At 42.7% G+C, this 24,690-nt stretch carries 21 protein-coding genes and 1 tRNA gene; 7 read left to right on the forward strand and 15 right to left on the reverse strand.

What is annotated here, in order from left to right:
• Positions 1 to 391 precede the first annotated feature (391 nt).
• Positions 392 to 1,813, reverse strand: coding sequence for a UDP-N-acetylmuramoyl-L-alanine--D-glutamate ligase (murD, locus tag RCH20_RS08550; RefSeq protein WP_327193275.1), 1,422 nt, complete (start codon positions 1,811 to 1,813; stop codon positions 392 to 394).
• 268 nt (positions 1,814 to 2,081) lie between these two features.
• On the opposite strand from murD, the gene RCH20_RS08555 reads away from it, so the two are divergent.
• The 4 genes from RCH20_RS08555 (at position 2,082) to RCH20_RS08570 (ending at position 5,330) form a co-directional block, all read left to right on the forward strand.
• Positions 2,082 to 2,267, forward strand: coding sequence for an STAS domain-containing protein (locus RCH20_RS08555; RefSeq protein ID WP_327193276.1), 186 nt, complete (start codon positions 2,082 to 2,084; stop codon positions 2,265 to 2,267).
• A 105-nt stretch (positions 2,268 to 2,372) separates the two neighbouring features.
• Positions 2,373 to 3,227 (forward strand): universal stress protein, encoded by an 855-nt coding sequence (locus RCH20_RS08560; protein ID WP_209956193.1) that lies wholly within the window; start codon positions 2,373 to 2,375, stop codon positions 3,225 to 3,227.
• A gap of 380 nt (positions 3,228 to 3,607) precedes the next feature.
• Positions 3,608 to 3,946 (forward strand): P-II family nitrogen regulator, encoded by a 339-nt coding sequence (locus RCH20_RS08565; RefSeq protein WP_209956192.1) that lies wholly within the window; start codon positions 3,608 to 3,610, stop codon positions 3,944 to 3,946.
• A gap of 121 nt (positions 3,947 to 4,067) precedes the next feature.
• Positions 4,068 to 5,330: an ammonium transporter gene (locus tag RCH20_RS08570; protein ID WP_327193277.1), complete on the forward strand. Its 1,263-nt coding sequence runs from the start codon at positions 4,068 to 4,070 to the stop codon at positions 5,328 to 5,330.
• 148 nt (positions 5,331 to 5,478) lie between these two features.
• Here the strand turns inward: RCH20_RS08570 and RCH20_RS08575 are convergent, their stop codons facing one another.
• The 3 genes from RCH20_RS08575 to RCH20_RS08585 form a co-directional block, all read right to left on the reverse strand.
• Positions 5,479 to 5,862: a DUF2147 domain-containing protein gene (locus RCH20_RS08575; protein ID WP_209956190.1), complete on the reverse strand. Its 384-nt coding sequence runs from the start codon at positions 5,860 to 5,862 to the stop codon at positions 5,479 to 5,481.
• Between the two features lie 221 nt (positions 5,863 to 6,083).
• Complete coding sequence (locus RCH20_RS08580) at positions 6,084 to 6,347, reverse strand: hypothetical protein (RefSeq protein ID WP_327193278.1); 264 nt, start codon at positions 6,345 to 6,347, stop codon at positions 6,084 to 6,086.
• Between the two features lie 96 nt (positions 6,348 to 6,443).
• Positions 6,444 to 7,286, reverse strand: coding sequence for a DNA/RNA non-specific endonuclease (locus tag RCH20_RS08585; protein ID WP_327193279.1), 843 nt, complete (start codon positions 7,284 to 7,286; stop codon positions 6,444 to 6,446).
• A gap of 355 nt (positions 7,287 to 7,641) precedes the next feature.
• Here RCH20_RS08585 and RCH20_RS08590 point away from each other — a divergent pair.
• Positions 7,642 to 7,732, forward strand: a tRNA-Ser gene (locus tag RCH20_RS08590).
• 467 nt (positions 7,733 to 8,199) lie between these two features.
• Here RCH20_RS08590 and RCH20_RS08595 read toward each other — a convergent pair.
• The 4 genes from RCH20_RS08595 to RCH20_RS08610 form a co-directional block, all read right to left on the reverse strand.
• Positions 8,200 to 9,516 carry a DUF3100 domain-containing protein gene (locus RCH20_RS08595; RefSeq protein ID WP_327193280.1) on the reverse strand — a complete coding sequence of 439 codons (1,317 nt, stop codon included), beginning with the start codon at positions 9,514 to 9,516 and terminating at the stop codon, positions 8,200 to 8,202.
• Positions 9,517 to 9,597: 81 nt separating this feature from the next.
• Entirely contained in the window at positions 9,598 to 10,758 is a 1,161-nt protein-coding gene (locus tag RCH20_RS08600; protein ID WP_327193281.1) for a M20 aminoacylase family protein, read from the reverse strand.
• A gap of 856 nt (positions 10,759 to 11,614) precedes the next feature.
• Positions 11,615 to 11,860: a hypothetical protein gene (locus RCH20_RS08605; protein ID WP_327193282.1), complete on the reverse strand. Its 246-nt coding sequence runs from the start codon at positions 11,858 to 11,860 to the stop codon at positions 11,615 to 11,617.
• Positions 11,861 to 12,129: 269 nt separating this feature from the next.
• Complete coding sequence (locus RCH20_RS08610) at positions 12,130 to 12,381, reverse strand: hypothetical protein (protein ID WP_327193283.1); 252 nt, start codon at positions 12,379 to 12,381, stop codon at positions 12,130 to 12,132.
• 1,330 nt (positions 12,382 to 13,711) lie between these two features.
• On the opposite strand from RCH20_RS08610, the gene RCH20_RS08615 reads away from it, so the two are divergent.
• Positions 13,712 to 13,978 carry a hypothetical protein gene (locus tag RCH20_RS08615; RefSeq protein ID WP_327193284.1) on the forward strand — a complete coding sequence of 89 codons (267 nt, stop codon included), beginning with the start codon at positions 13,712 to 13,714 and terminating at the stop codon, positions 13,976 to 13,978.
• A gap of 535 nt (positions 13,979 to 14,513) precedes the next feature.
• Here the strand turns inward: RCH20_RS08615 and RCH20_RS08620 are convergent.
• The 3 genes from RCH20_RS08620 to RCH20_RS08630 form a co-directional block, all read right to left on the reverse strand.
• Positions 14,514 to 15,056: a DUF3124 domain-containing protein gene (locus RCH20_RS08620; protein WP_209956183.1), complete on the reverse strand. Its 543-nt coding sequence runs from the start codon at positions 15,054 to 15,056 to the stop codon at positions 14,514 to 14,516.
• A gap of 66 nt (positions 15,057 to 15,122) precedes the next feature.
• Positions 15,123 to 15,824: a potassium channel family protein gene (locus RCH20_RS08625; RefSeq protein WP_327193285.1), complete on the reverse strand. Its 702-nt coding sequence runs from the start codon at positions 15,822 to 15,824 to the stop codon at positions 15,123 to 15,125.
• Positions 15,825 to 15,912: 88 nt separating this feature from the next.
• Positions 15,913 to 17,673, reverse strand: a complete 1,761-nt coding sequence (locus RCH20_RS08630) for a TrkH family potassium uptake protein (protein WP_327193286.1) — start codon at positions 17,671 to 17,673, stop codon at positions 15,913 to 15,915.
• 549 nt (positions 17,674 to 18,222) lie between these two features.
• Between RCH20_RS08630 and RCH20_RS08635 the strand changes: the two genes are divergently transcribed.
• Positions 18,223 to 18,726, forward strand: coding sequence for a phospholipase D-like domain-containing protein (locus RCH20_RS08635; protein WP_327193287.1), 504 nt, complete (start codon positions 18,223 to 18,225; stop codon positions 18,724 to 18,726).
• A gap of 369 nt (positions 18,727 to 19,095) precedes the next feature.
• On the opposite strand, the gene RCH20_RS08640 is transcribed toward RCH20_RS08635, so the two are convergent.
• The 4 genes from RCH20_RS08640 to RCH20_RS08655 all read right to left on the reverse strand — a co-directional run bounded on the left by RCH20_RS08640 (position 19,096) and on the right by RCH20_RS08655 (position 24,653).
• Positions 19,096 to 20,082, reverse strand: coding sequence for a putative RNA methyltransferase (locus tag RCH20_RS08640; RefSeq protein WP_327193289.1), 987 nt, complete (start codon positions 20,080 to 20,082; stop codon positions 19,096 to 19,098).
• Positions 20,083 to 20,217: 135 nt separating this feature from the next.
• A complete protein-coding gene (gene mraY, locus RCH20_RS08645) occupies positions 20,218 to 21,336 on the reverse strand; it encodes a phospho-N-acetylmuramoyl-pentapeptide-transferase (RefSeq protein ID WP_327193291.1) in 1,119 nt (372 codons plus the stop codon).
• A gap of 3 nt (positions 21,337 to 21,339) precedes the next feature.
• A complete protein-coding gene (locus RCH20_RS08650; RefSeq protein ID WP_327193292.1) occupies positions 21,340 to 22,812 on the reverse strand; it encodes a UDP-N-acetylmuramoyl-tripeptide--D-alanyl-D-alanine ligase in 1,473 nt (490 codons plus the stop codon).
• A gap of 254 nt (positions 22,813 to 23,066) precedes the next feature.
• Positions 23,067 to 24,653, reverse strand: coding sequence for a UDP-N-acetylmuramoyl-L-alanyl-D-glutamate--2,6-diaminopimelate ligase (locus RCH20_RS08655; RefSeq protein ID WP_442793124.1), 1,587 nt, complete (start codon positions 24,651 to 24,653; stop codon positions 23,067 to 23,069).
• Positions 24,654 to 24,690 lie beyond the last annotated feature (37 nt).

Raw genomic sequence — 24,690 nt, forward strand, 5'->3', positions numbered from 1 at the left:
CAAAAAACACGGCGTCTATTAAACGCCACCGTTTAAAAAATATAAAAGAGATAAAACAAAATAGACAGTAACCAATAGCGAATACAAGACAAATACGACTAGATAGGCGATGTCAGGCAACATGATACAACATTAAACTGCGCAGCCTAATAAACTATTAGGCGTTGCAACAAATAATGTCAGTGCAGCACGTCTTGTTACTCATTGTTATGTCACAAGGCGAGGTCAGCCGGCTATTGATTTGGCTGGTCTGTTGCTTGATCGATTATCATTGACAGTAGCAGTAATCTATAAGCAAAACAATACTTTATCAAGCAAACATAATGTATTAAGCACAAATTACCCTTTATTAAATACTGCTGCCTGATTATCAATTGATGACACGCCCTAGCTAGCTGGCCGTAAACGCCTCTAACTGTGCGACTAACTGACTAAAATATTCACCGCGAGCCGCATAACCACTAAACTGATCAAAGCTGGCACAGGCCGGTGACAATAACACCGCTTGTACTTGTGACAGACTACTTGCGGTCACTTGTTGAATGGTCGCAAAAGCACCCTCCAGTGTCTGGCATTGATGTAACATCACCTCATCACTTAATGCGGCAGCGCGTAGATGCTGCTCAATCTGCTGGCTGTCCTCACCAATACACAGTACTTGACTGACATACTGGTTGATAAAAGGGGTTAATTCGCCAAATTTTTGGCCTTTGCCTTGTCCGCCTAAGATTAATAACAGCTTGCCATCTTTGGGGGCATATACTGCACCTAGCCCTTCGATAGCAGCCATCGTTGAGCCGATATTAGTGCCTTTGGAATCATTAAAATAGTCAATATCAGCGGCAGTTGCGACATATTGGCAACGATGCTCAAGTCCGGTGAATCGCTGTAGCGTGATCAGCATACTATCAAGCGGTAAACCAGCAAGCTCACCTAGTGCTAGAGCAGCCTGTGCATTGAGCAGGTTATGGCGACCTTTAATAATCAGTTTGTCCGCCGATAATAGTCGGTCAGTACCTCGTGCCAGGTGAATTTGTCCGTTAGGATCAGTAATTAGACCATAGTGACCTTTATCAGGGGCATGGATACCCGTACTCAACCGTGGTAAGTTATCTGCTACTAGAGGTCGAGTCAATGCGTCTTCACGACTAATAACCACTGACTTTGCGCCTTGAAAGATGCGATGCTTAGCTTGATGGTAGCCGAGCATATCGCCATGACGATCTAAATGATCAGGCGACATATTGAGTACAGTGGCGACCTGCGCGCCTAAATGAGTCACTGTCTCCAACTGAAAGCTAGACAGCTCAAGCACCGCTAACTGCATGTTGGCATTAGCAAGTAAGCTCAATGCTGGCACGCCAATATTGCCGCCAACGCCAACATCAACGCCAGCATCAGCAGCCATTTGTCCAACCAAGGTGGTCACCGTACTTTTGGCATTCGAGCCAGTGATTGCTACTATTGGTACCTCACAGGCGTCACAAAACAGCTGAATATCACTAACTACCGGGATCTTCGCCTGTCTAGCAGCAGACACCGCCTCGATGTTAAGGGAGATACCAGGGCTTATGATAATGCGTGCTGCTCGTTGTAATAGATCGGCATCAATCGCGCCAAATTGCCGAATAGTAACTGCTGCCGGTAACTCCTGAGCCAATGCAGGTGCTGACTGATTGTCTGTGACTGCCACCTGGTAACCTTGATCGGCAAGATACTTTGCCACTGATAATCCGGATTGTCCTAAGCCGACCACTACTTGTAGACCACTGCCTTTATGAAGTAAGGTTTCTGTTGCGGCGAGAATGGTCATATCTATTCCTTCTATGCTTGGTTAGGCTGACTTAGCGTTTTAGTTTAGCATGTTGTGACCTGTATCACGCTATTGTCACGCATCTTCAGCGAAGATGGGCATTATTATAGTAGGGTAAGCATCGGCTTAATTATATTTTCACCCTTTATTTTCGCCCTTCTTGTTTGAGCACACATTTACGTCCTATTTGCCGCTCAGATACCCGAGCTTAATCCTATGACAGAGCGCGTTGGATTGACCGTATGTGTTATGACAGCCGCTGAACACCGTGCATATTGATCTCAGTCAAGCCCACTTCTGGGATATCAGTGCCGTTGATACTTTAGACAAGCTAGTCATATGCTTGCAACGTGAAGGGATTGATGTCAAAGTGTTAGGACTCAGTAGTGAGAGTCGTACACTAATTGACCGTTTCTCTATCTATGATCAGCGCGATATTGACCTGTTGGATTAAATCTAATGACTCGTTTGCGTTATTAGGTTAACACAATCGTGCCTGTTACCAATTTCGTTATTGAGCCTGACTATACTTTCATTATCAATATGATGTAACTGCCTTATGAGTAATTTAAAGCCAGATAGTATCATTGCTTGTTTAGACTGTCCTAATCACGTCCAAGCAGTGTTGGATGCCAGTATGTGGGCATCGGCACGTCTGCAAGCCCCTATTGGTATGCTCCATGCGGTGCCAAGCGTCCAGAAAAAGGCAGCTGTCAATTATTCAGGCTGCCTGAATATCGGTGATGAGAGCACCTTGCTTGATCAATTTACCAGCAAAGAACATTTAAGTGACTCTGAGCTAAAAGCTCAAGGCAAACTCCTGCTGCATCAAGCCGCAGTTTATTGCGAACAGCATCAACCTAAGCGTAAGATGTATACGCTACACCGACACGAAAACCTTAACGAAAGCATTGATTATGTTGATGATCAGGCGCAACTTATTATTATTGGCCATCATGTTACCTGTAAATCCACTCTGAGCCAGCTCATACGCTTAAGTCACTGCCCTATTTTGGTGACTCATGCACCATTTTTGCCCCCAACAACGGCTTTATTTGCCTTCGATAACCGTGCGACTGCGCATAAATTACTTAATTGGCTTTGTAAAACGCCTATGGTGCGCGCGCTAACTGTACATATTGTCATGGTCGGTAAAGACAATTCTGAAAACTGTGATGCGCTACGTGAAGCTTATGCCCGTCTTAAGCAAGCCGGTATTAACACTAAAAAAGCGTTGCTAGATTGCCGCGATGTCAGTGCAGCCTTAAACTATTATCAAAGCAAGCATGATATTGGTCTATTAATGACGGGTGCTTTTGGGCAATCACGTCTTCGTGAGCTGCTCCAAGGTAGCGATACCGAAAAGCTACTTTGCAGTACTAAGACCCCGTACCTGCTATTCCCCAAAGTTTAAATTTAGGATTTAAACGACACTCAAAGCGTCAATCTCTGCTCGCTTGTTCCTACCCTTGCCCCCCAATAATATTTTATTAAATCATCACAGCATAGCCTGCCCTGGCAGCTTAAAAGTTGGTTATAATAAAGTCCTCTTAAGTCTAACGTCAAAGGTTGATTCACTCAGCTTATATTGCCAACCGCAACATTTATCATGACAATATAAGCATTGTACTCTGTCATTATGGCAGTTGTTTACGAGCCAATAAGCCCAAACTTACCTACCCCCTTGAGTAGGTTTGGCACAGTTCTTGAATGACTTACTGTAAGCATGGTAGCGGTACGATACTCCAAAATGCACATATCAACCTTCGGCATCACTCATATAAGGAAATTTTTATGAAGTTAATCACTGCGATTTTAAAACCGTTCAAGCTCGATGATGTACGAGAAGCACTTTCTGATATCGGTGTTAAAGGTGTCACCGTCACTGAGGTAAAAGGCTTCGGTCGCCAAAAAGGCCATACCGAGCTTTATCGCGGTGCAGAATACGTGGTGGACTTTTTACCTAAAGTGAAAGTTGAAGTGGCCGTTATTGATGAGATGGTTGAGCCTGCAATCGAGGCTATTACCCGTATCGCCAGCACCGGTAAAATTGGTGATGGCAAAATATTTGTTACTACCTTGGAACAAGTCATTCGTATTCGTACGGGTGAAACGGGTCCTGACGCTATCTAAAGTTGAAGACAAGCTTATAAGCATAGTTTTATAAGTATAGGTTTAAAGCTACAAGCTCGTACCGCACGCCTATAACTCAGTTATAACGAGATCTGCATTATCAATTCAAGGGGGAATTAAGATGCAAAACCAAATCTTTGAGCTTCAATACGCACTCGATACGTTTTATTTTTTGATATGTGGGGCGCTGGTCATGTGGATGGCAGCCGGCTTCACTATGTTAGAGGCCGGATTGGTTCGATCAAAAAATACGGTCGAAATCTTGACTAAAAACATCGCCCTGTTTGCAACCGCCAGTATCATGTACATGATATGCGGCTATGCCATTATGTATGGTGGCGATCTATTTTTGAGCGGGATTGCAGGCGGTGAGACACTAGTAGATGACGCCTTAGCAGCCTCGGCTGAAAATGGTTTCGGTGGCGACTCCGTCTACTCTGCAGCGTCCGACTTTTTCTTTCAAGTAGTCTTTGTGGCAACCTGTATGTCAATCGTCTCAGGTGCCGTAGCTGAACGTATGAAGCTGTGGTCTTTTTTACTCTTTACAGTGGTTATGACTGGTGTCATCTATCCACTAGAGGGCAGTTGGACCTGGGGTGGCAACGATGTTTTTGGGTTATTTAACTTAGGTGACTTGGGCTTCTCTGATTTTGCTGGCTCTGGTATCGTACATATGGCAGGTGCCGCTGCTGCACTAGCAGGTGTATTGCTACTAGGGGCACGTCAAGGTAAGTATGGTCCTAACGGTGAGATACGGGCGATTCCTGGTGCTAATCTGCCGCTGGCAGCGCTTGGTACCCTAATCTTATGGATGGGTTGGTTCGGCTTTAATGGCGGGTCCGTTCTTAAACTGGGTGACATTGCCAGTGCCAACGCCGTTGCCATAGTGTTTTTGAATACCAATGCTGCAGCAGCAGGCGGTGCTATTGGGGCCTTGTTACTCGCGCGTCTCATTTTCGGAAAAGCTGACTTAACGATGCTCTTAAATGGTGCATTAGCAGGTCTAGTTGCGATTACTGCAGAACCCTCAACCCCCTCCGCTCTACAAGCCACTATTTTCGGTATGATAGCAGGCATGATTGTAGTGTTATCAATCCTCGCCTTAGATAGAATGAAAATTGATGATCCAGTTGGTGCGATTTCAGTTCATGGCGTGGTGGGTCTATTTGGTCTACTGATTGTCCCGATTACCAATCCGGCATCTACCTTTATCGGTCAGATTGCTGGTGCTGCCACAATTTTTGCTTGGGTATTTATTGCCAGTTTAATAGTGTGGTCAATTATTAAAGTAGTCATTGGTCTGCGTATTTCTGAAGAAGATGAATACGAAGGTGGAGATATAGCAGAATGTGGTATGGAAGCTTACCCTGAGTTTACAAAATAGCTGATTTGAGCCATTTAATAAATCGACGATATAAAAAATCCCGCAGAACCTTTAGGTAATGCGGGATTTTTTTAATCATTTGCTATTAAAACCTCTCCATAAACAATAGACTCTTAAGGAATAGGCTCTTAATATTCAAAATATTGGCTTATTTCTTTTTCCACGTTTGGCTACGTGAGAATGGACCGATATAACCTTTTAGATCCAGTGTATTACCACTTAAATTTGCAGTCATGCGATAGGTTTTGTCTTTTGCAGGATCTGTAATCGTGCCACCACTATATTTGCCATTGCCGTCGGACTTAAGACCAGAAATAATAGTCATACCAACATATTGTTTGCCTTTTTCTGTCATAGCGGCAACCAGCTTGCCAGTCAAGACACCGTTCGCTTCAGTGATTTTCACCAAACCTTTTGGCTTGCCTTCGTCAAAAGTTTGCCAAGTAGTATTTGCTAATGGATCTGCAGCAAATGCCATTGTAGCCATACTGATACCAGCGATTGCTAACGTAGTTTTTGTAAATAATTTCATAAATCGACTCCCTTCGTACGATGATTACTCAAAACGTTATGTTATTACGCTTATCCTTTGCTAAAAGTTTTCTTTGCTATAAATGATACGGTATACAGTTGGAAAACGAGTACTTTAGCAACATAAGCGATGTCTCAACCTATTATAAGCAAAATTAGAACTTTGCCTAGTAGTTTTTTTATAGTTTCTTATTGCTATAAAACCAGAACTATATCAAATAGTTACATAAAAGGATTGTCTATATTTTCATCTGATTGGTCATTTTTTGCTTTTGACTCAGGCTCATTATTAATATAACCAGCAGAATTTTCAAAAGCCTGTAAAATTTTACCGGTTAATTCATGTAGCTGTTGAGCTTGCTTATGTCCCGACACATCAAAGTGTAGATCAATATCACCATAGATAATGATTTTATCTTTTTGGTTCTCGATAACTAGCTCACCAATTTGCATACTTTGATGGTCATTAGCAAAAGGTTTAATCATTGCCGTCTCCTGATTATTAACGATGCAGTGTGTTATTTTTTAATAATAGGTTGTTTTTTAACTAACTATTGCTAACGTATACTCACTTCATACTATTTAAGCCTGTAGCTGCATCATTAGCCAATCAATAATTGCCCATACAAATAGCATCCAAGTCGGCTCTTCACTGGGCTCTTCTGATGTCTCTAACTCCTTGCCTGCTTTTAATGGCAATACCAGTGCCTGTTCTTTGCGTTGACGGTCAAGTGCTGGCAGCACATCAATACCCGTTTGCACTACTAACTCATCTACACTGATGACTTCTATGCGCTCTGACTCGTCATTGGGCGCATAATAAACGCCTGCTTGATTAATGGCTGGAATATAGACTGCTTTAAAAAAGTGGCTCGGCACCAATACTCGTCCGGCAAGTCGTTTGGTTTTTTTATTAGTAAAGGCTACGCCAGTAACCGTATAGACTTCACCATATTGCTGGGTCAAATAACGAGTTGCTGACTCAATATTACGCCAAATATAGCGGTTATTACGGGGTGACTGCGGCGCGATATTGGCAAGGCTAAAGCTATCATATTGCTGACTGCGGTTGGCCATATCTCCATTAGGCGCTAAATGTCCACGATCATAGCCAGAGCCCGAATAGTCAGAGAGCTCGGCACGGAATGACTGGGGTAGCCGGCTTTCTTCGTGAAAGCTATCTTCGCGATCGATTTGTTTGGCCTGTTGTAAGCGCTTACGTGTTAGATACTCTGCGACCCACAGCGGTGTGCGTGAGACCCCAGAATACATAACAGCAAAGCCATCCATACATAGCATCTGGGTCTTTTCACTAAGCTTAGTATTCGTAAATTCAGGATAAGTACCGCCATAAAAAGACTCGCTACACTGAGTCAGGTCATCAGCATGTGCCGGTGCTATAGCGATTATAAAGACTATCATCATGCTGACCAGCGTCGATACCATAACGCTGAGACGGCTTGATACAACGCTAGATATAGCATAGAGTATATTCGTTATATCACTACCACTTTTGGGCCTATCGACGCTTATCATTGTTTTTTTACCCTCAATACCTGACAGTCTTTGCTTTAATATTTGCTATCCTAGCAGGCGTTTACAGATAAAGAAAGATAAGCTATTACCCTGTCAAACCTTCTGCATGAGACAAAGAGTTTTTACCAGTGACATTTTAAATCGTATCCGCTATACTAGGCCGTCTGAAATAGTTAGGCTACCAGTTGTTACGTCTCATCTTCGAGTAATATGGTACCAAAGCTGGCTATTGAACGTCAAAAACGGTGAAGTGGGTGAGTGGCTGAAACCGCACGCCTGGAAAGTGTGTATGCGTTAATAGCGTATCGAGGGTTCGAATCCCTCCTTCACCGCCAATCTTAGTTATCCCCTATTTTCCCAATCTGTCCGAACCCCTCCAAAATACTCCTTAAACCCTTTACAGGTAAGACTTACAGTCTATACTTATTATCTACTGCTGTCCGAATCATTCCTATTCAACCCTATGTATCCCACGTGTTGTGTTGGTCTATTCGTTGGTCTATTATTCATATACACCTCAATTAGACCAACATTCGATCTAAATTTATATGGCCTAGACCAACATAATCGTCTTAACGCTTTAAGCGTATAGCTTGCAGATATAGGAAAATAATAACCTGTCAAGTGATAGTAAAATCCGCATTCTCAAACCTAGCAAAAAATGTACCCCTTCTCATCCGGATCAACACAGTATGGTTAGTTTTTATAGCCTTAGAGGCTGTGAGCGTGCCTCTAGGCTCGTTATCTTTATGGTAGATACTAGATCTAAATTTGATTCACTATGACAGTCCACCAGAAGCTTTTATAGCATGGCTTGTGCAATCATAGCCGACCCTAAGAAGGTGCCTGTAAAAGTAAGTATGGCAACGATCGCAATTTTAAATCCTGATTTTTTGAATAAATCCACTTCCATTTGCGAGATGGCAAACCCTGCATAGGCAAGCACTGGTGTCAGTAATTGCAACACACCCAGTTTCTCTGTCTCTGCCAAAACGTAAGCATTGAATGGGAACTGTGGCAATGATATTAAAATAGCCACAATGGATATCCAAGCAATAGCTGGGACATTGACTGGGATTAATTGTTTTAATAATATCCCAACAATACAGCAGGCAAACAGAATCATCATAGCAGGCAAAGCGGTAATTGGGTTGACGCCTTGTCCTACCCAGTTACTCAATAGCAGTACGACACATATAACGGCTAATAAAATAAAAGACTGTACAGTCGATAGGCTAGCCGGTTCTTCCATAACGGCACCGAAATCTGTTCCGGTAGTAGCGTCTACACCATCACTCTTTTTAAACTTGCTGACAAGCTTGTATAAAAATTCTGTTAAAGGTAGCGCCACAAATAAACTAACGAATAATCCTGTGGCATACGTCAATAGGTTAGACGTGGCTGCAAAAGCCGTAATGGTTTCTTTTTGAGCAGGCACAGTCTCTGCAAGTGCAGCCGAACACGCCCCCATCATACTGCCACTACCGATACCACAAGCCATCGCCAACGCACGAACATCAATAAGTTCCATAGAGGCAATGACGCCTGCCATTAATGAAAAATAAATAGCCCCAAATAAGGTGCCCATGACATAAACACCCATCACCCCGATACCTTCGGGACTTTGAAGCCCGTATTTGTCAGCGATTAGAGCCACGTTGGGTTCGCGAGCAATTGAGTGAGTCGCACCAATGGCTTCTCGCCCCATGCCAAAGACCAGTACGGCAACAGGCAGAGCAATCAGTACAGTAGCTACGTTACCTAATTCTTGTAGCAGTAGTGCTGGACCTGCAGCTATGATTTCTTCGATATTGGGACCAACACCCACGCCAAACTTGGCAATAAAAGGCATGATGCTTAAAAGAATGGCATAACTGGCAAATTTTGCTCGTTTCTTGGTTATGACGGCTTTCATCGAAGGAACAACATTAGGATTCAATAATATTGCAAAAATAAAGGCATATAGTAAAGGCAGTAATACTAAGATACCAATGCCGATAGGAATCTTAATGATGCCTATCCATTCTGCCAGTAGCGATGCCCCAATCACCAGTAAATGTAGCTTCCAATCAAGTAGGTGCTTGGTCATGTTCGGTGACAGCACGCTATTATTATTCATAGCAATTCCCTTTGTATTTCATTATTCCTACACGTCTTAATCATTCAATTTATTAGGGCATTTTTGGTAGTTCAGAACTTTTTAAGATTTTTTTGGTAGTTCAGATTCAGTTAGAGAAACCCATACCTTGATACCAGTCTCAATAGCATCATCATTAAAATCATACAATGCGTTATGCAGTGGTTTAGAAGGATTGCTACCGTCGACACCCAACCAAAAATAAGCGCCTTTAACCACCTGACTCATGAATGAAAAGTCTTCAGAAGCCATTGATGGTTCTACATCAGTTTTTACTTTATCAGCGCCCAGCACCTTGGTTGCAGCCGCTTTGATTTCAAGATAAGCCTGACTGTCATTGGTGGTGACTGGATAACGAATGTGATAATCAATTTTGCCTGTAACCCCATATAGAGGTGGCAAGGCTGTCACCATCTCTGTGAGCAGGTCCTGCATGGATTGGCGTACGTCCATATCAAAGCTACGCACGGTCCCTTTTAAAATGGCATAATCAGGAATGACATTGGTGGTATCACCGCTGTTCATCTGGGTCACGCTGATCACACCAGACTGCAGTGGCGATACGCGACGAGAAATAATAGATTGAATATTAGTAATTAGTGCCGCACCTGCTGCAATCGGATCAGCCCCTAGATGTGGCATAGCGGCATGCGTGCCTTTACCCGTTAGAGTGATCTCAAAAGTATCAAAGGACGCCATCATGGGGCCATTATTAACCGCAATCTCTCCCACAGGCAGTCCTGGCCAGTTATGCAGTCCATAAACCGCGTCCATAGGAAACTTGTCAAACAAGCCATCATCAATCATGGCTTTTGCACCGCCTAGGACTTCTTCAGCAGGTTGAAATATAAAGTGAATCGTTCCACTAAAATTCTTATGTTGGCTTAGATGTTTGGCTGTACCTAGTAGAACTGAGGTATGACCATCATGACCACAGGCGTGCATACAATTGTCATGAGTGGACTTATGATCAACATCGTTTTGCTCTTTTATAGGTAGTGCATCCATATCAGCACGTAGTCCGATCGTAGGACCTGAGCCATTCTTAAGTGTACCTACAACCCCAGTACCTCCCAACCCTTGATGCACTTCAATGCCAAAAGACTGTAGTTTATCGGCAATAAATGACGCAGTTTTGAATTCTTTAAAACCCAGCTCAGGCTGGCTATGAATTTGTTTGCGCCATTGTTTGACTTCATCTAATAGTGCTTCTTTGACTAACATTTAATTTCTCCCTTGAAGATATTCAAGCATGGTTATATTTTTTAAAAAGGCTGTAGTTCTAATAATTTCAAAGCCAATAGCTCTATCACAAATTGGGTCAAACCAACTTTTACGCTGGCGTCGATGTGATTGGTTTGGCATTAGAAGGCAACCGTTCATTTAGATACGGTGATGTAATAAGAACAACCTTGATGTTGAAGAAGATACTTAGCGCTAACGATAAGACGAAAATATTAACACTTCAGATAGCTATAGTGGCAGTCTAATCAGTCAGTATTTTAGGCTATTATTTGTTAGTGTGGCTTTACACTACCTACAATACATTAAATAAATGATTTCTATAGCCACATGTGTAAAATTAAGGCTTTTATTGGTAATAAAAGCCTTAATTTAAGTATTTACTTAGCAATGTGCGGATGTTGAAGTAAAAGCATGAGGATGGGGAGCTACTTTGCCATTTTCTATTGATTCGTAACGCTTAGAAACGGCATAAATATGCTTATGAAGCGCATATTGAGTCCCAATTTGATTTTGGACTGAATGATAAGAATGGATGTGGAACACACCAAAGTAAGACATGAGCTTAAGACATGAGCTAAAGAAGGATTTGGTAAAGCGTGCGATAACAGCCATCAAGATGGCTGTGGCCAATATTGAATCAGCAAGGATGTTGATCAGGGCTTTTAAGTGTGGCTATCATAGATAGCTTTGTACCAAATTTCTGTACCCTCATTTAAGTTAAAGGAATTTTTAGATTCTTACGTACCATAGATAACAGTATGCAACCTAAAGGTTCGCAGTATTCATGCATTAGGCAGTGATACCGTACTTATTGTAATTTTCCTACATGGACTGTCTAAAATTTTACATCATCCTGGGTCATTGCGCTTATCTTAATCGGCACAGCAAACGACCATGCGACCCCACCAGTACAAAAAAAGCTATTGTCATTAAAAGACACAATACGAGCCGTAAAGTTGTTATTCATTTGATCTGCCATGGCTTCTTCATCATTGCTGTCCTCTACAGCACACCATATTTGTTGATCACCGCGCTTCAGCATTGCGCGAGTTAAATCACTACCTGTCAACTTTTTATCCATTCTGACACCTCCTAACCGCTCACTATGGTTTTTGAACTAAAAAGATCTTCTACCGTAATATTTTCTGTAGAAGTAATCCCTTAACCATACCTGAAATACTGTCGTTTATGGTAGCGTAATCAAAACGTTACGTCAGATATTCTTGAAGCTATAACTTATAATGTATTTACTACAGTTTTCATTAACTATAAGATGAACAGCACTTTTTTTAGTTTAAACGGTAAAGACAGTATAAAGATTTTAAGAGTCAGCCAATGAAAAAGCATCCCTCACAGCCCTAGTTCATCTTGAGTCAGTGCGATTTTTTTAACAGGTACCGCATGTTGCCATGAGTGTCCTTCCTTACAAAAGAAGCAGTTATTGTCAAAAGAAATAATATGCCTTAGAAAACTATAGTCCGCACTATTGATAGTAGCCATAGCATCCTCATCGCTATCATTGCTTGTAGCGCACCACACCTGCTTATCGCCACGGTCCAACATGGCACGAGTTAGATTACTGCCTGTTAATTCATTACTCATATCTAAACCTTTTTTGTCTTGTATAATTTTTTAAGTACAGCTTACTTATCATTATATCGACTTATGTTTATAAAGTGTTTGGTTTTATAGGTCCTTATGCTCTTTCATTTGCCTTTACTCCTTCAAATATAGCTCTACTGTCAGATCTAGCCTGACTTACATGTCTTTCCGTGAGGAAGAGTTCCTAACATGCAATATAACCGATGCGTTGTTTTTCGGCTTTGACCAAGCGGAAGTTGGTTATCAAGCTACTTTTAAGCGAGCAACCTCTCAATCAGCTGTTCATTGCTGAGATTATGGATCTTTAATCATTTAACTTTGAAGATGCGTTCATCAGATGCCTGCTCACTGGGGTCACACCACAAAGACAAGGTTCAGCTTATCGCAAGTCAGCTTCACAACGTTGATTTTCGTATCAGCCGCTTGCTCGGGATCAAGACATATCTTTAACACATAACGACAACCTAAATAAAAGTGCGTTTCACTATAATTAATCCAATTTAAGAAAAACCAAGGGCTATTGGGATGAATTTTTGCCGGCGCCGTCATGCTTGCGGACAGCACGCCAGAAAAATTTATACCAGTGGCACCTTGCTACTAGCGACTGTCTTGTACATTGAATCAACTACACTGCCGTAGCGCTTAGGTAAAACATAATTTTTTTACTCTATTTAATTACAGTATTTTTCTTCCAAGTACCGCTAAGCACAAATCTTCGACCGTTCAACTCCTTCTCGATTTATTTCTATAAGCAACTGGTTTATTCTATATCACTGAACGCTGCCATTTTGGTTGTTTTAATATTTTTTATTATCAATTATTTATTATCAATCTAGGGCGTTGGTCGTTGCTGTTATCTTCTAGATCACGATAATTTGTGGTAATGAGATAACTTTAATCATAGTGTTAAGCCCACAACTAATAGTGTTAAGCCCGCGACTATAAGTTTTAAAAACCTCACGCATTGATCTTCATGGAGAATTCCATAGCTAGTATAACGTTTTTTGTCATGCTTCTAACGTTAAGCTTGGCTAAAAAATTTCCTGTATCACTTTAGTAATAATTGACACTAAAATTTACTGTGATGTTGTCTAATAAGATGTTATATTCTAAATTATAAATATAATAAAACAGATAATTGTTTGCTAAATACTTTATCTAAAACTTAAAAATCGATATAAACATTACTGTATTAAACATTACTGTATTTTAAGAACTTTGCAATAAGTGCACTCAAGATGAGGGCTAAGAAATAACTAGTCTATTTCTACTGTGTCTGAGGAAACTATACTTAAAAAGTTTCTAATGACGACATGAAATGATCTACCTATTGGCTAAAAAAATCGAAGACAAAAATATGATAAATACTGGTGATAAACTTCTGTGTAGAATTGGTAATAACTGTTACCTAGAAGGCGAAACCTACATTGTAGGTAAGTTCGTGAATGGAAGATATTTTGAACTAATGACAGGCTCTAATAATGACCATTGGTATGCCACTATGAATAATGAAGGCATATATGTTCGTTTTAATGCTATGAGAGATGAATTTAGTGACGCTTGGTTTGATAAGATAAATAACCAGCATTACTCTTGAATCTTGAGTGATTTTTAGCACCATTCCGACTTATCCCATCATTTAGCGGTATCACTAGTAATCTAGTGATACCGCTATTTTTATGCGGATCTTGAAGTGTTTTTATTTGATTGAATGTCTATTGGATACAGGGACTTGATAGCTGGATAGAAAGCAAGAAGATTGCTCTATAGTCGATTCAATATAGAAGACGGTCACTGGCAGCAAGGTGCCACTGGTGTAAATTTTTCTGGCGTGCTGTTCGCAAGTGTGAGGGAGGCGGTAAAAAACTCATCCCAATAGCACTGTGCTGTTTCTCAATTGAATTAACTGTAGGTTCAGAATGGACGGCAAAAGCATGACGAGGATACCTACTTTCAAAGAGTAAGATCATAATTTATTTAAAACCCTACCTCAACTGGTACCACGGCCACCTTTTGAGCCCATTGTTGCCAGAGTACCTATCGTCATAGCGCATCTTGGCACAATGAACTGGGTTAAGGCTTGCTACTTGATAGCAAATTGATAAACCGATAGATTACGGCATTTATTTGCATTAGTGCACAACTGGCGTCCCCTCTGTGCTAAATGCGAAGGCTTTATTACTAAAATTACCGACCATAACTGCTTCGATAATGGGTTTTACCGTGTCATCTACGCCTTCCACTTCGATGATGAAATTTGCGCCAGACCCACCTTTGTCTTCTTCTTTTTCGACAATATAATTAAGTGTGGCCATGGCTGGTAGCTCAATCGGGCTTTTTAAGTACGCTTTGACAAAAGCACCATCGGTATCGTAATAGTCTATTTTGTTAATGTATAAAGATTTTTTTAAAGTGGTGTTACGGACACTCAAGGTGGCTGATAACAGAACTTGACGGTTGTCTCTGTCGGTATAGATGTCTGAGTAAATCGGCACATAAAAAGTTTGCTTATAGAGAAATTGGCTACGATCGACCGCTGATTTTATCTCAAGCTCTGTAATCGGATCTTTATGTTTCTCTGAGAACATGGTGTTTGGGTCTTGTATTGACTGATCACAGCCTGAGAATAACACCAACCCGGCAATACATAGGACGGATATGCGGTACTTGTTCATAACTTTCCCCTTCATCATTTCATGTATCTACTATTTCAAATAGCTGACGGTTAACTTTTCGGCCCGCTACTGTACTTTAACCCCAACACTACGTAAGAACTGATTAATGTGTTTATTAGCGCCGTAGACTACCAGCACATCACTATCTTGCAGGACTTGTTCAGGTTCAGCTAAGCCTTGAATACTAGGCCTACTTTGAGCGCGCCCAAAGCTGTCTTTGTAATGCTCATAACGCATAGTGCTCAGTAGTTTGATATTGAACTTATCTTCCAGCTGTAAGGCAGCTACTGTTTTACCGATCAAAGCGTCTGGAATACTAATCTCCACAATACTAAAGCTATCAGTCAAGGAAAAAGAGTCGACGAAATAACGTAGTGACAGCCGTTTTGCCCAGCGCTTTGCCGATTCTTGTTCAGGATGAAAAATATCATCGACCCCAATCGCTTGTAGCACTTTTTCGTGCAGCGGGTTGATACTCCGGCTGATTAAACGCTTTGCTTTTAGGGTTTTAAATAAGGCGGTCGCCATGACGTTAGCGCCTTGGTCTTCCCCAATCGCCACTATCACTATATCCGTATCAATAATCGGTAGGCCATTGACCGTATACTCATCGGTTGCGTCCATACAGATGGTATGCGAGATGACTTCTTTATAGCTCTCAACTTTTCGCATACTGCTATCAATAGCGACCACCTCATGGCCTTGGCTAGTGAGCGCTATACCGAGTGATGAGCCAAAACTTCCTAAACCTACGATGATATATTTCATAACCTTCCTTATCTTCTCTTAAGCGTCTTGTTTTAATACTAAGCCCTTATAATCTTGCTTTGACGATCGAATAATAACTCAATACACCCTAGTTAATAGTAATCTCTTCAGTCGGGTAACGATAGTTACGTTGGCGCATATTTTTAAGTAGTGCGATAAAGATGGTTAGCATACCCACCCGCCCAACGAACATGATGGCTGTGACCACCAGCTTACTAAAAGTTGATAGATCAGCCGTTAGGTTCAAACTCAACCCCACTGTGCTATAGGCAGAAAAACATTCAAAAATCACTTTAATCAAATCAAGCTCAGGCTGATCATAACTGATCAGAGTCACGCCCGTACCAATCACCAATAGCGACAGCCACATGATCGAAAATGCCCGACGAATAGAAATATCAGCTATTTCGCGTTTGAATACTTCCACCTTGGTCTGACCACGCGCGAGGCTAAAAGTATTTAACACCGCAATAGCAAAGGTGCTAGTCTTGATACCGCCACCCGTTGAATTGGGAGACGCACCAACCCACATCAAAAAAATCGTTAGCATCACAGTCGGGAACGCCAGCGCATCCATATCGGCAATATTAAAGCCTGCAGTTCGCGGCGTAGCCGCCGTAAATAACCCCGCTATTAATTTGCCATACCAACTACTATGCTCAGCAAGTATGCCGTGGTATTCAAATAGCATCACCCCAATTAGCCCTATTGATAATAACGCGCCAGAGGTGATTAAAGTGATGCGACTGTTAATACTAAGTAGCCACGGCTGATAGGTATAGCGCGGATCATTATGGTAAAGCGCTCTTTGGGTACAGTGCCGCAGATAGCGCAGCAGATTAACCACAATCACAAAGCCCATGCCACCAAATAAGAAAGTGGCACCAATAATCAGCTGTAAAGGATAGTTAAAGCGTAACGCCTCATCGTATAAACCTGCGCTGAAGGTAGAAAATCCCGCATTACAAAATGCAGATACGGCATGAAAAACCGAAAAGAATAACCGCTCAGAGAGATTCAATCCTGGTAGATCATAAATGCTGATATAAATCAAAATAGCAGCCAGCGCCTCGACACCAAAAGTCACGTATAAAATAGATTTTAGAGTGGTGACCATATCACCCATACGCGGTGAGTAGTTCATCTCACTGATACTTAGCTGAGTCTCATAGCTGATACCACCTTTAAAAAAGTAGCTAAAATAAGTCACAAAGGTCAGGATACCAAGGCCACCAATTTGAATAAGACCTATGATAATCATTTGCCCAAAGGTGGTAAAACGGGTGGCGGTATCTACCACAATCAATCCGGTCACGCAGACGGCACTGGTAGCAGTAAATAGCGCATCAACAAATGAGATAGGCTCGTTGGTAGCGTTGGGCATCATCAGTAGCAAGGCCCCGACCAATACTACTGATAAAAAACTTAAGATAAAAAACTGCGCTGGATTTAAAAACGCACGATTAAGACTAAAATTATTATCAGATATTTCACGGACAAAGGTGACAAATACAGCAACCTTAATCGCGATAAAGCCATCTACCGGCGTCGATAGCCCTGATTGCCACAAAGCCGTGAAATGAACCACCAGTAGCATGACAATCGCTATACCGGTCAGCAAATCAAAAATTGCTACCTTGTTCACGATCAACGGCAATTTTCGGCGAGTATAGCGCCCTATCGTGGCGATAAACCCCAGTAAAATAATCGCTAAATAGAAAATATGAAAGAGGTGCTGTAGCCACGTTGATAGTGTAAAACCACTGTCGACTAAAGCGACTGCTACCCCAATAATGCTGGCGACAATAGTAAACTTATTCAACAATCGATACGGTAGGGCTGGGTGCATAGCCTGAGTCCATTAAAGGGATAGTTAGTTCCAACTAGACTTTTGAGATAATATAACTTTTTAGGATAGAACGTTTAGAGTCGCCCTGCCTACGTCAATGACACTGTCACTTATACTCCTTTTTTTAGCCATCTACTAAGATTGGTTTTAGAGAATCGTAACCAGTTATGAAGCGCTTCATGACGAGGTTTTATAGAAAAACACCTAGAGTGCTCTTATTTTATAAGACTGGCAATTGACATTGTGCAAGTTAATATCACCATTCCTAGGTAGGCACCCAAGGTTCAGAATACGTTATAATCAGTTAATGCTATCGATAACGGTATAAAGATACTTTTAAGTAAAAGCACTAATAATAGTAGGACCTCCCTATGGCAGTAAATATTTTCCTAACCGTGCATTTTGTCTTACTGCTGCTGATATCCTTGCGAGTACTGGCGCGTCACGACCTAACCTCATCAGCACGGTTGGCTTGGCTATTGCGATAGTCGTAACTGCGCGGATCCTGAGTTTCGAGTAAAGCCTAAATATGCGCCTTAGGTAGGTATTATGCTGCGGGTTGAAGGACCAGTAGTGGCACAAAATCAAATGCTGTTTGCTAGTGATTGGTTAACTGAAAACCCCGACACCTCTCCAGAAAGCTTTTATTATAATACGAAGCCACAGCCAGATGGGTTTGCGGCGCAAGTCTTCGCAGATGGACCCACCCAGCGACGCGGCGCAACTCCGCAGTTTCTAGGGGCGCTCATCAGTCAAGCTCAGCATACGTTGATTATTTCAACACCATACTTTATACCGGACTATTCACTGATTAATATTTTATGCGCGACTGCTTATCGTGGTGTGGCAGTCGCGATGATCTTTCCCAAGCATAATGACTCATTCGTAGTGGCGGCGACTAGTCGAAGCTATTACTGGCAATTGCTTGAAGCGGGGGTCAAGATTTATGAGTATAAACCAGGTTTGCTACATGCCAAAACCTTGACTGTTGATGGTGAGCTCAGCCTAATTGGCTCGACTAACTTAGACTTGCGTAGCTTTGATTTGATTTGATTTGATTTGATTTGATTTGATTTGAACTATGAAAATAATGTAGTAATAAGCGATAAAATGCTGACTACTGACATCATGGAGCGGCAATATCAATATATTACTGACTCCAATGAAGTACAGCGCGAGCAGGTATAGTTAAAATACCTTAAAACGCTAGGGTACTGCTGGTATAAGCTTTTTGTAGCCTCTGTCTGCGTAGGCACAGCAAGCAAGAAAAACTTATGCCAGCAGTAGGTTATATATCGATATTACTTTTCATTGACTATAGAAAGTTGGCCGCTACCCTATAGAATTTGGAACCATATTATTACCACCATGGGGCCAATACTATAGCGTTTATATATAGGCCATTAAAAAGACTAGCCTAATTTATTTATCAGCTGTTTTTTGCAAAACATACACCACAAATCGTGCCTCGGTCTCAAATGGCTGAGCCTCAGCACTTGCCAATAGTGCTTGTCGATTTTCCGCACGAGCGCGATAAGCATAGGGCGTCATGGTTAATAAATCAGCTAATGCACTGACCGATAAGCGCAACGGTGTACTAACATGTTGCGTATCTACAAGCATGAAATACGGTGCCAAACTAGGTAAAAATTTCTCAGAATCATGTTCACGCACGCTATCAAATAGTACCTCACGCAAGGTCGCTAAATGACCCATGTCCGGCTTAGCAATCACTAAATAGCCACCCTCTTGTAAGACCTCAGCAAATGCTTCGGGTAAAATTGGGCTAAAAATACTACTAATGCCGGTCATGCTATGCGCGCGTAAGGGTAAATGCGCCGCACTGGTCACTAATGGGTAAATGGCAGCCGTTTTAGACAGTCCTATTGCTTGTTCATTTTCTCTTTGATACCACAGACGATTTGTCGCCTTACTGGCTCTAGCCAGCTCGATCAGCGCCGACTTACTAATATCAGCCGCTATTAATTCATCAATACCCACGCTTACTTCTGAGCCAATTTGCGCCATTGCTTGGGTGTAATACCCTTCTCCGCAACCAATATCTAGCCAGCATGTTTCGGGTGTATCGTTTTTACCATGTTCGTCATTATTAGTTGCTGTTTTACCTTGCGCCAATAGTTGTGCCATTTGCTGACAAACCAGATTTTGTAATGGTTGATAATATCCCGCAGCCAAAAAACGCTGCCGCGCTTCGATAGAGTCTTGACTGTCGCCGGGGTTTTTAGATTTCTTTTGTTGTACAGGCAGCAGATTGACGTAGCCTTGCCGCGCCACATCAAACGGATGGCAGGTTTGTTTGGGGTGCAAGCTGCCATCACAGCGCCAAGTATCGGCTGCAGGCTGTAATGGCGACTGACAAATAGGACAAATAAATAAGGACACAAGCATCTCAAAATTATACAAATATAGTTAACATTTTAGCAAAATTTGCGCTCAGCAAGTGACAAAAGACGCAAAAAAAGCCATCTCAGTAATGACCTAGATGGCTTTTTTAATAACAACTATAATGAACGGAGTTTGGTCTTAACGCAGTTTTAACGTCATCAGTCCCATTATCACTAGTATGATGGCAATAATCCAAAACCGTACGACCACTTGAGTTTCTTTCCAACCAATCTCTTCAAAGTGATGATGTAGCGGTGCCATACGAAAGACGCGTTTTTTGCGCAGCTTATACGAGCCAACTTGTAGCATGACTGACACCGCTTCTGCGACAAACAGCCCACCCATAATCGCAAAAGCAATCTCTTGCCGGGTCATTACCGCAATGGTACCGAGCATCGCACCCAACGCTAATGCCCCAACATCGCCCATAAATACTTGCGCGGGATGAGCATTGAACCACAAGAAACCAAGACCTGCGCCAATCATAGCGCCACAAACAATAATTACCTCAGAGTTATAGGCGATATAAGGTACATGCAAATATTCAGAGAACCTGACATCACCTGATACATAAGCCATCGCACCCAAACCTGCTGCAACCAAGACTACAGGTAAAATAGCGAGGCCATCTAAGCCATCAGTCAAGTTAACCGAATTTGAGGCACCATTAATCACAAAATAAGTAAAGATAATAAAACCAATACCATAGGGTACCGCTGAGAATGGGATGGCCCAGTCTTTAAAGATGGGTAACAATAAATCCTGCATCTCGCGTGTGGTCACTATGTCAGGCTGTAACGTAGCAATATAATAAAGGGAAATTCCCACGAATAACGCGCCCATTGACAGCCAGAAATATTTTTTGCGAGCACTCAATCCTTTGGGGTCTTTGTATTTAATTTTTAACCAATCATCTGCCCAGCCTACCGCGCCAAAGATAATCATCACAATGAGCAAAATCCAAACGTAAGGATTATTCAGTCGCGCCCACAGTAAGGTCGACACACCGATGGCACTTAAAATTAACACCCCACCCATGGTAGGCGTGCCAGTTTTGACTAAATGCGATTGTGGCCCATCATTACGAATCGCTTGACCGTACTTGAGTGCACGCAGATGCCTAATGACCCGTCCACCTAAAAACATACAGAAACCAAGCGCGGTAACGACTGCCAATAAAGCCCGCAGAGTCAACGAAGAAACCGCAGAAAATGGGGTATAGTACTGACCCAACCATTCAAACAACCAAACTAACACCGCCTACTCCTTTACTAACGCATCAATAAGTGTTTCCATTTCCATGGAACGAGAGCCTTTGAACAACACGGTACAAGGCTGTGCTTGCTGCGCCTGTAAATACGGCTGTAAATACTGTAACAAACTGGCTTTATCATCAAAAGCCTGGGCAGTAATGCCGCCAATCTCTTGCGCGCCAGTAACGCTATAGGTAGCATACTCGCCAACACAAAGCAGTACATCGATACCGCTGGCAGCAATAGTGCGACCTAAACTTTGATGTTCGCTCACAGCGGCATCGCCCAACTCAGCGATGTCGCCTAATACCATCACTTGCATGCCCGTTTGCGCCGCCAATACTTTCGTGGCTGCTCTCACTGCGTGCGGATTGGCATTATAGGTGTCATCGATCAGACGATGCAACCCTAGCATTTGGCTGTTTAAGCGGCCTTTCGCCGGACGTGCATTTTCAAGACCCATGACAATGTCTTCAATATTAATATCCAATGCATAAGCACAGGCAGCAGCGGCAAGAGCATTATTTACATTATGCTCACCCGCCAGCGGTAAATTAATATTATGGACCTGAGAGCCAATATGTAACTTAAATTCACTGCGCTCAGGCTCAACATCGAGATGGCTGGCACTGACATCGGTATTACCAAAACCAATTACATGTGATGTATGGGTCTCAGCAATCCGGCGCAACTGATTGGTAAAGTCGTCGTCATCAGGAACAATCGCAAATTGGCTATCACTTAAGGTGTGGTAAATTTCCGCCTTAGTCTGACAAATACCCTCGCGGCTACCGAATTCGCCTAAATGTGCCGTACCGATGTTTAAAATACAGGCGACATCAGGACGGACAATGTCAGTGGTATAGGCAATCTCACCGATATGGTTGGCACCCAACTCTAATATGGCATAACGATGATGATCGGATAGCTCAAGAAGCATCATAGGCACGCCTAAATCATTGTTTAGGTTACCACGAGTGATGAGAGTGGGCGCTAGACGACCAAAGATACTGCCAAGCATCTCTTTACAGGTGGTTTTGCCGCTAGAGCCAGTGATAGCGATCACAGTCAAGTCTTGATGCTGCTGGCGGCGATAAGCAGCCAACTGCCCTAACGCCAAGCGAGTGTCACTAACAACCAACTGCGGAATATTGGCCGCAGTCGGACACGATACGATGGCAGCAACTGCCCCTTGCGCCATAGCGGTATCAATATAATGGTGTCCATCAAAGTTATCACCGCTCAGTGCTAAAAATATGTCGCCAGTTTTAATCGTACGAGTATCGGTGGCAATACGAATGCTGCTAACGCCACTATACGCATCTGCCTGCGCAGTATCTGCATTCGGACCTTCTGTCTGTTGCTCATGCTCAGGTAGCTGCCAATGGCCATCAAGTCTGATGGTTGCCGCCAGCAAATTGTCAGCTTGCCAAACGTACAGCCCTTGCGATTGAATGGTGTTATTGTTGTCAGCTGTCATAGTAATTACCTTGTATGATGGCTACCTTGTATGGTGGCTACTTTATTTTATAGTTTTATGTTGATATAAATACTAGTTTTTCAGTCAACTGTAGTTAAAATACCTTAAAAAACGCAACGGTACTGCTGGTATAAGCTTTTTGCAGCCTCTGTCTGCATAGGCACAGCAAGCAAGAAAAACTTATACTAGCAGTAGGTTATGTGTCAATATTACTTTTCACTGACTGTATATAAGCGTTTAAAAAAGTAAATTCGTTAGCGGCGTCCGGCTTGTTGTAGCGCCTGTAGAAGGATAACACTGTCATCAAAATCATGACGGACACCTTGAATCTCTTGATAAGTTTCATGCCCCTTGCCAGCGATAACCACAATATCATCAGGGCTAGCGTGAGCGACCGCATATTCAATGGCCTGCTGACGCGAAGGCTCAATATGAGTGCGCTGGTATTGCTCTGTGCTCATACCTAGTTGCATATCTTGCAAGATCATATTGGGATCTTCTGTGCGCGGGTTATCAGCGGTTAATATGACTTGATCCGCGCCTGATAATCCGGCCTGTGCCATTAATGGACGTTTACCCGCGTCGCGATCACCGCCACAACCAAAGACTGCCCACAATTTACCACGGCAGTGGGTTTTGAGACTATCAAGCACTTGAACCAAGGCATCAGGCGTATGAGCATAATCTACGATAAAGCAGCCTTCTGCTGAGGGTACTCGTTGCATACGCCCAACGGCACCCTGTAGCTGTGGCACTACTGCGGCAATACGTTCAAGACTTATGCCAAGCGCCACCGCAGTTGCGATCGCTGCCAGCAGATTTGCGACATTGAAGCGACCAAGGAGTGGGCTCACAATATTAATAGTACCAAAATCGCTATGCAAGGCAATCTCAACACCTTGTAGACTCGGTATGATACTGGAGGCCACGAAGGTCGCTGTTTGTGACGCCTGTAAACTATAAGTCCATACGATTAAGTTGCTGGCATGCGCGGTATCCAGCATTGTCCGAGCATACTCATCGTCACTGTTGATAACAGCGTGGGTTAAGCTTGGGAAATGCGCTCGATCAAACAGCTTGGCTTTGGCGGCGACATATTCGGCCATATCAGCATGATAATCTAGGTGATCCCGGCTTAGATTGGTGTAAATAGCGACGGTTACGGGCATCCCTTGCAAGCGTTGCTGATCCAGTCCATGCGAGCTGGCTTCAAGCGCTAATAAATCTGCACCCTGTTCACCCATTTGGTATAAAAACTGCTGAACAGCCAAAGCATCGCCAGTGGTATGACTGGCTTGTATTAACGCGCCTAGCTTACCATTACCTGCTGTTCCCATGACTGCGCTACTCATTCCCGCTAATTGGGCCAATTGCGCGACCAGCTGACTGATAGTCGTTTTGCCGTTAGTACCAGTAACTGCTATCACAGTTGGCAACGTAGTGGGTTGTTGATATTGCATATAGGCTTGGATCAGGTCTCCTAAAAAGTCCCGGATATTGGGCACATATAATACCGGACAAGGTAGCGCTGCGGGTTGCTGCTGCGCTGAAGACTGCTTGTTAATTGCAGGCTGTGTATTTTCGAGCTGAATATTGGCATTTGGTGGCGCATTAGCCGGCGTAAACAAAGCGACTGGATCGACCTCTGATAAGATAAACGCAGCATTCTGAGCAGCCTGTGACAGGTAATCATGGCTTTTTTGACAGTTTGGGGTCTGACTTTTTAATAAAATAAACACATCATTGACAGCCACTTGGCGGCTGTCTAGGTGAAATTTTTGAAAGGGAATTTTGGCGACTGAACTGGTATTGTCTACTGCATCGCCTACTTCATATATCATCGCTGCCAATCGCTGCTGTAGCTTAGCGCTGCTGGCA

Origin of the sequence: Psychrobacter sp. PL15, from assembly GCF_035984995.1 — a bacterium.
Classification (GTDB): domain Bacteria; phylum Pseudomonadota; class Gammaproteobacteria; order Pseudomonadales; family Moraxellaceae; genus Psychrobacter.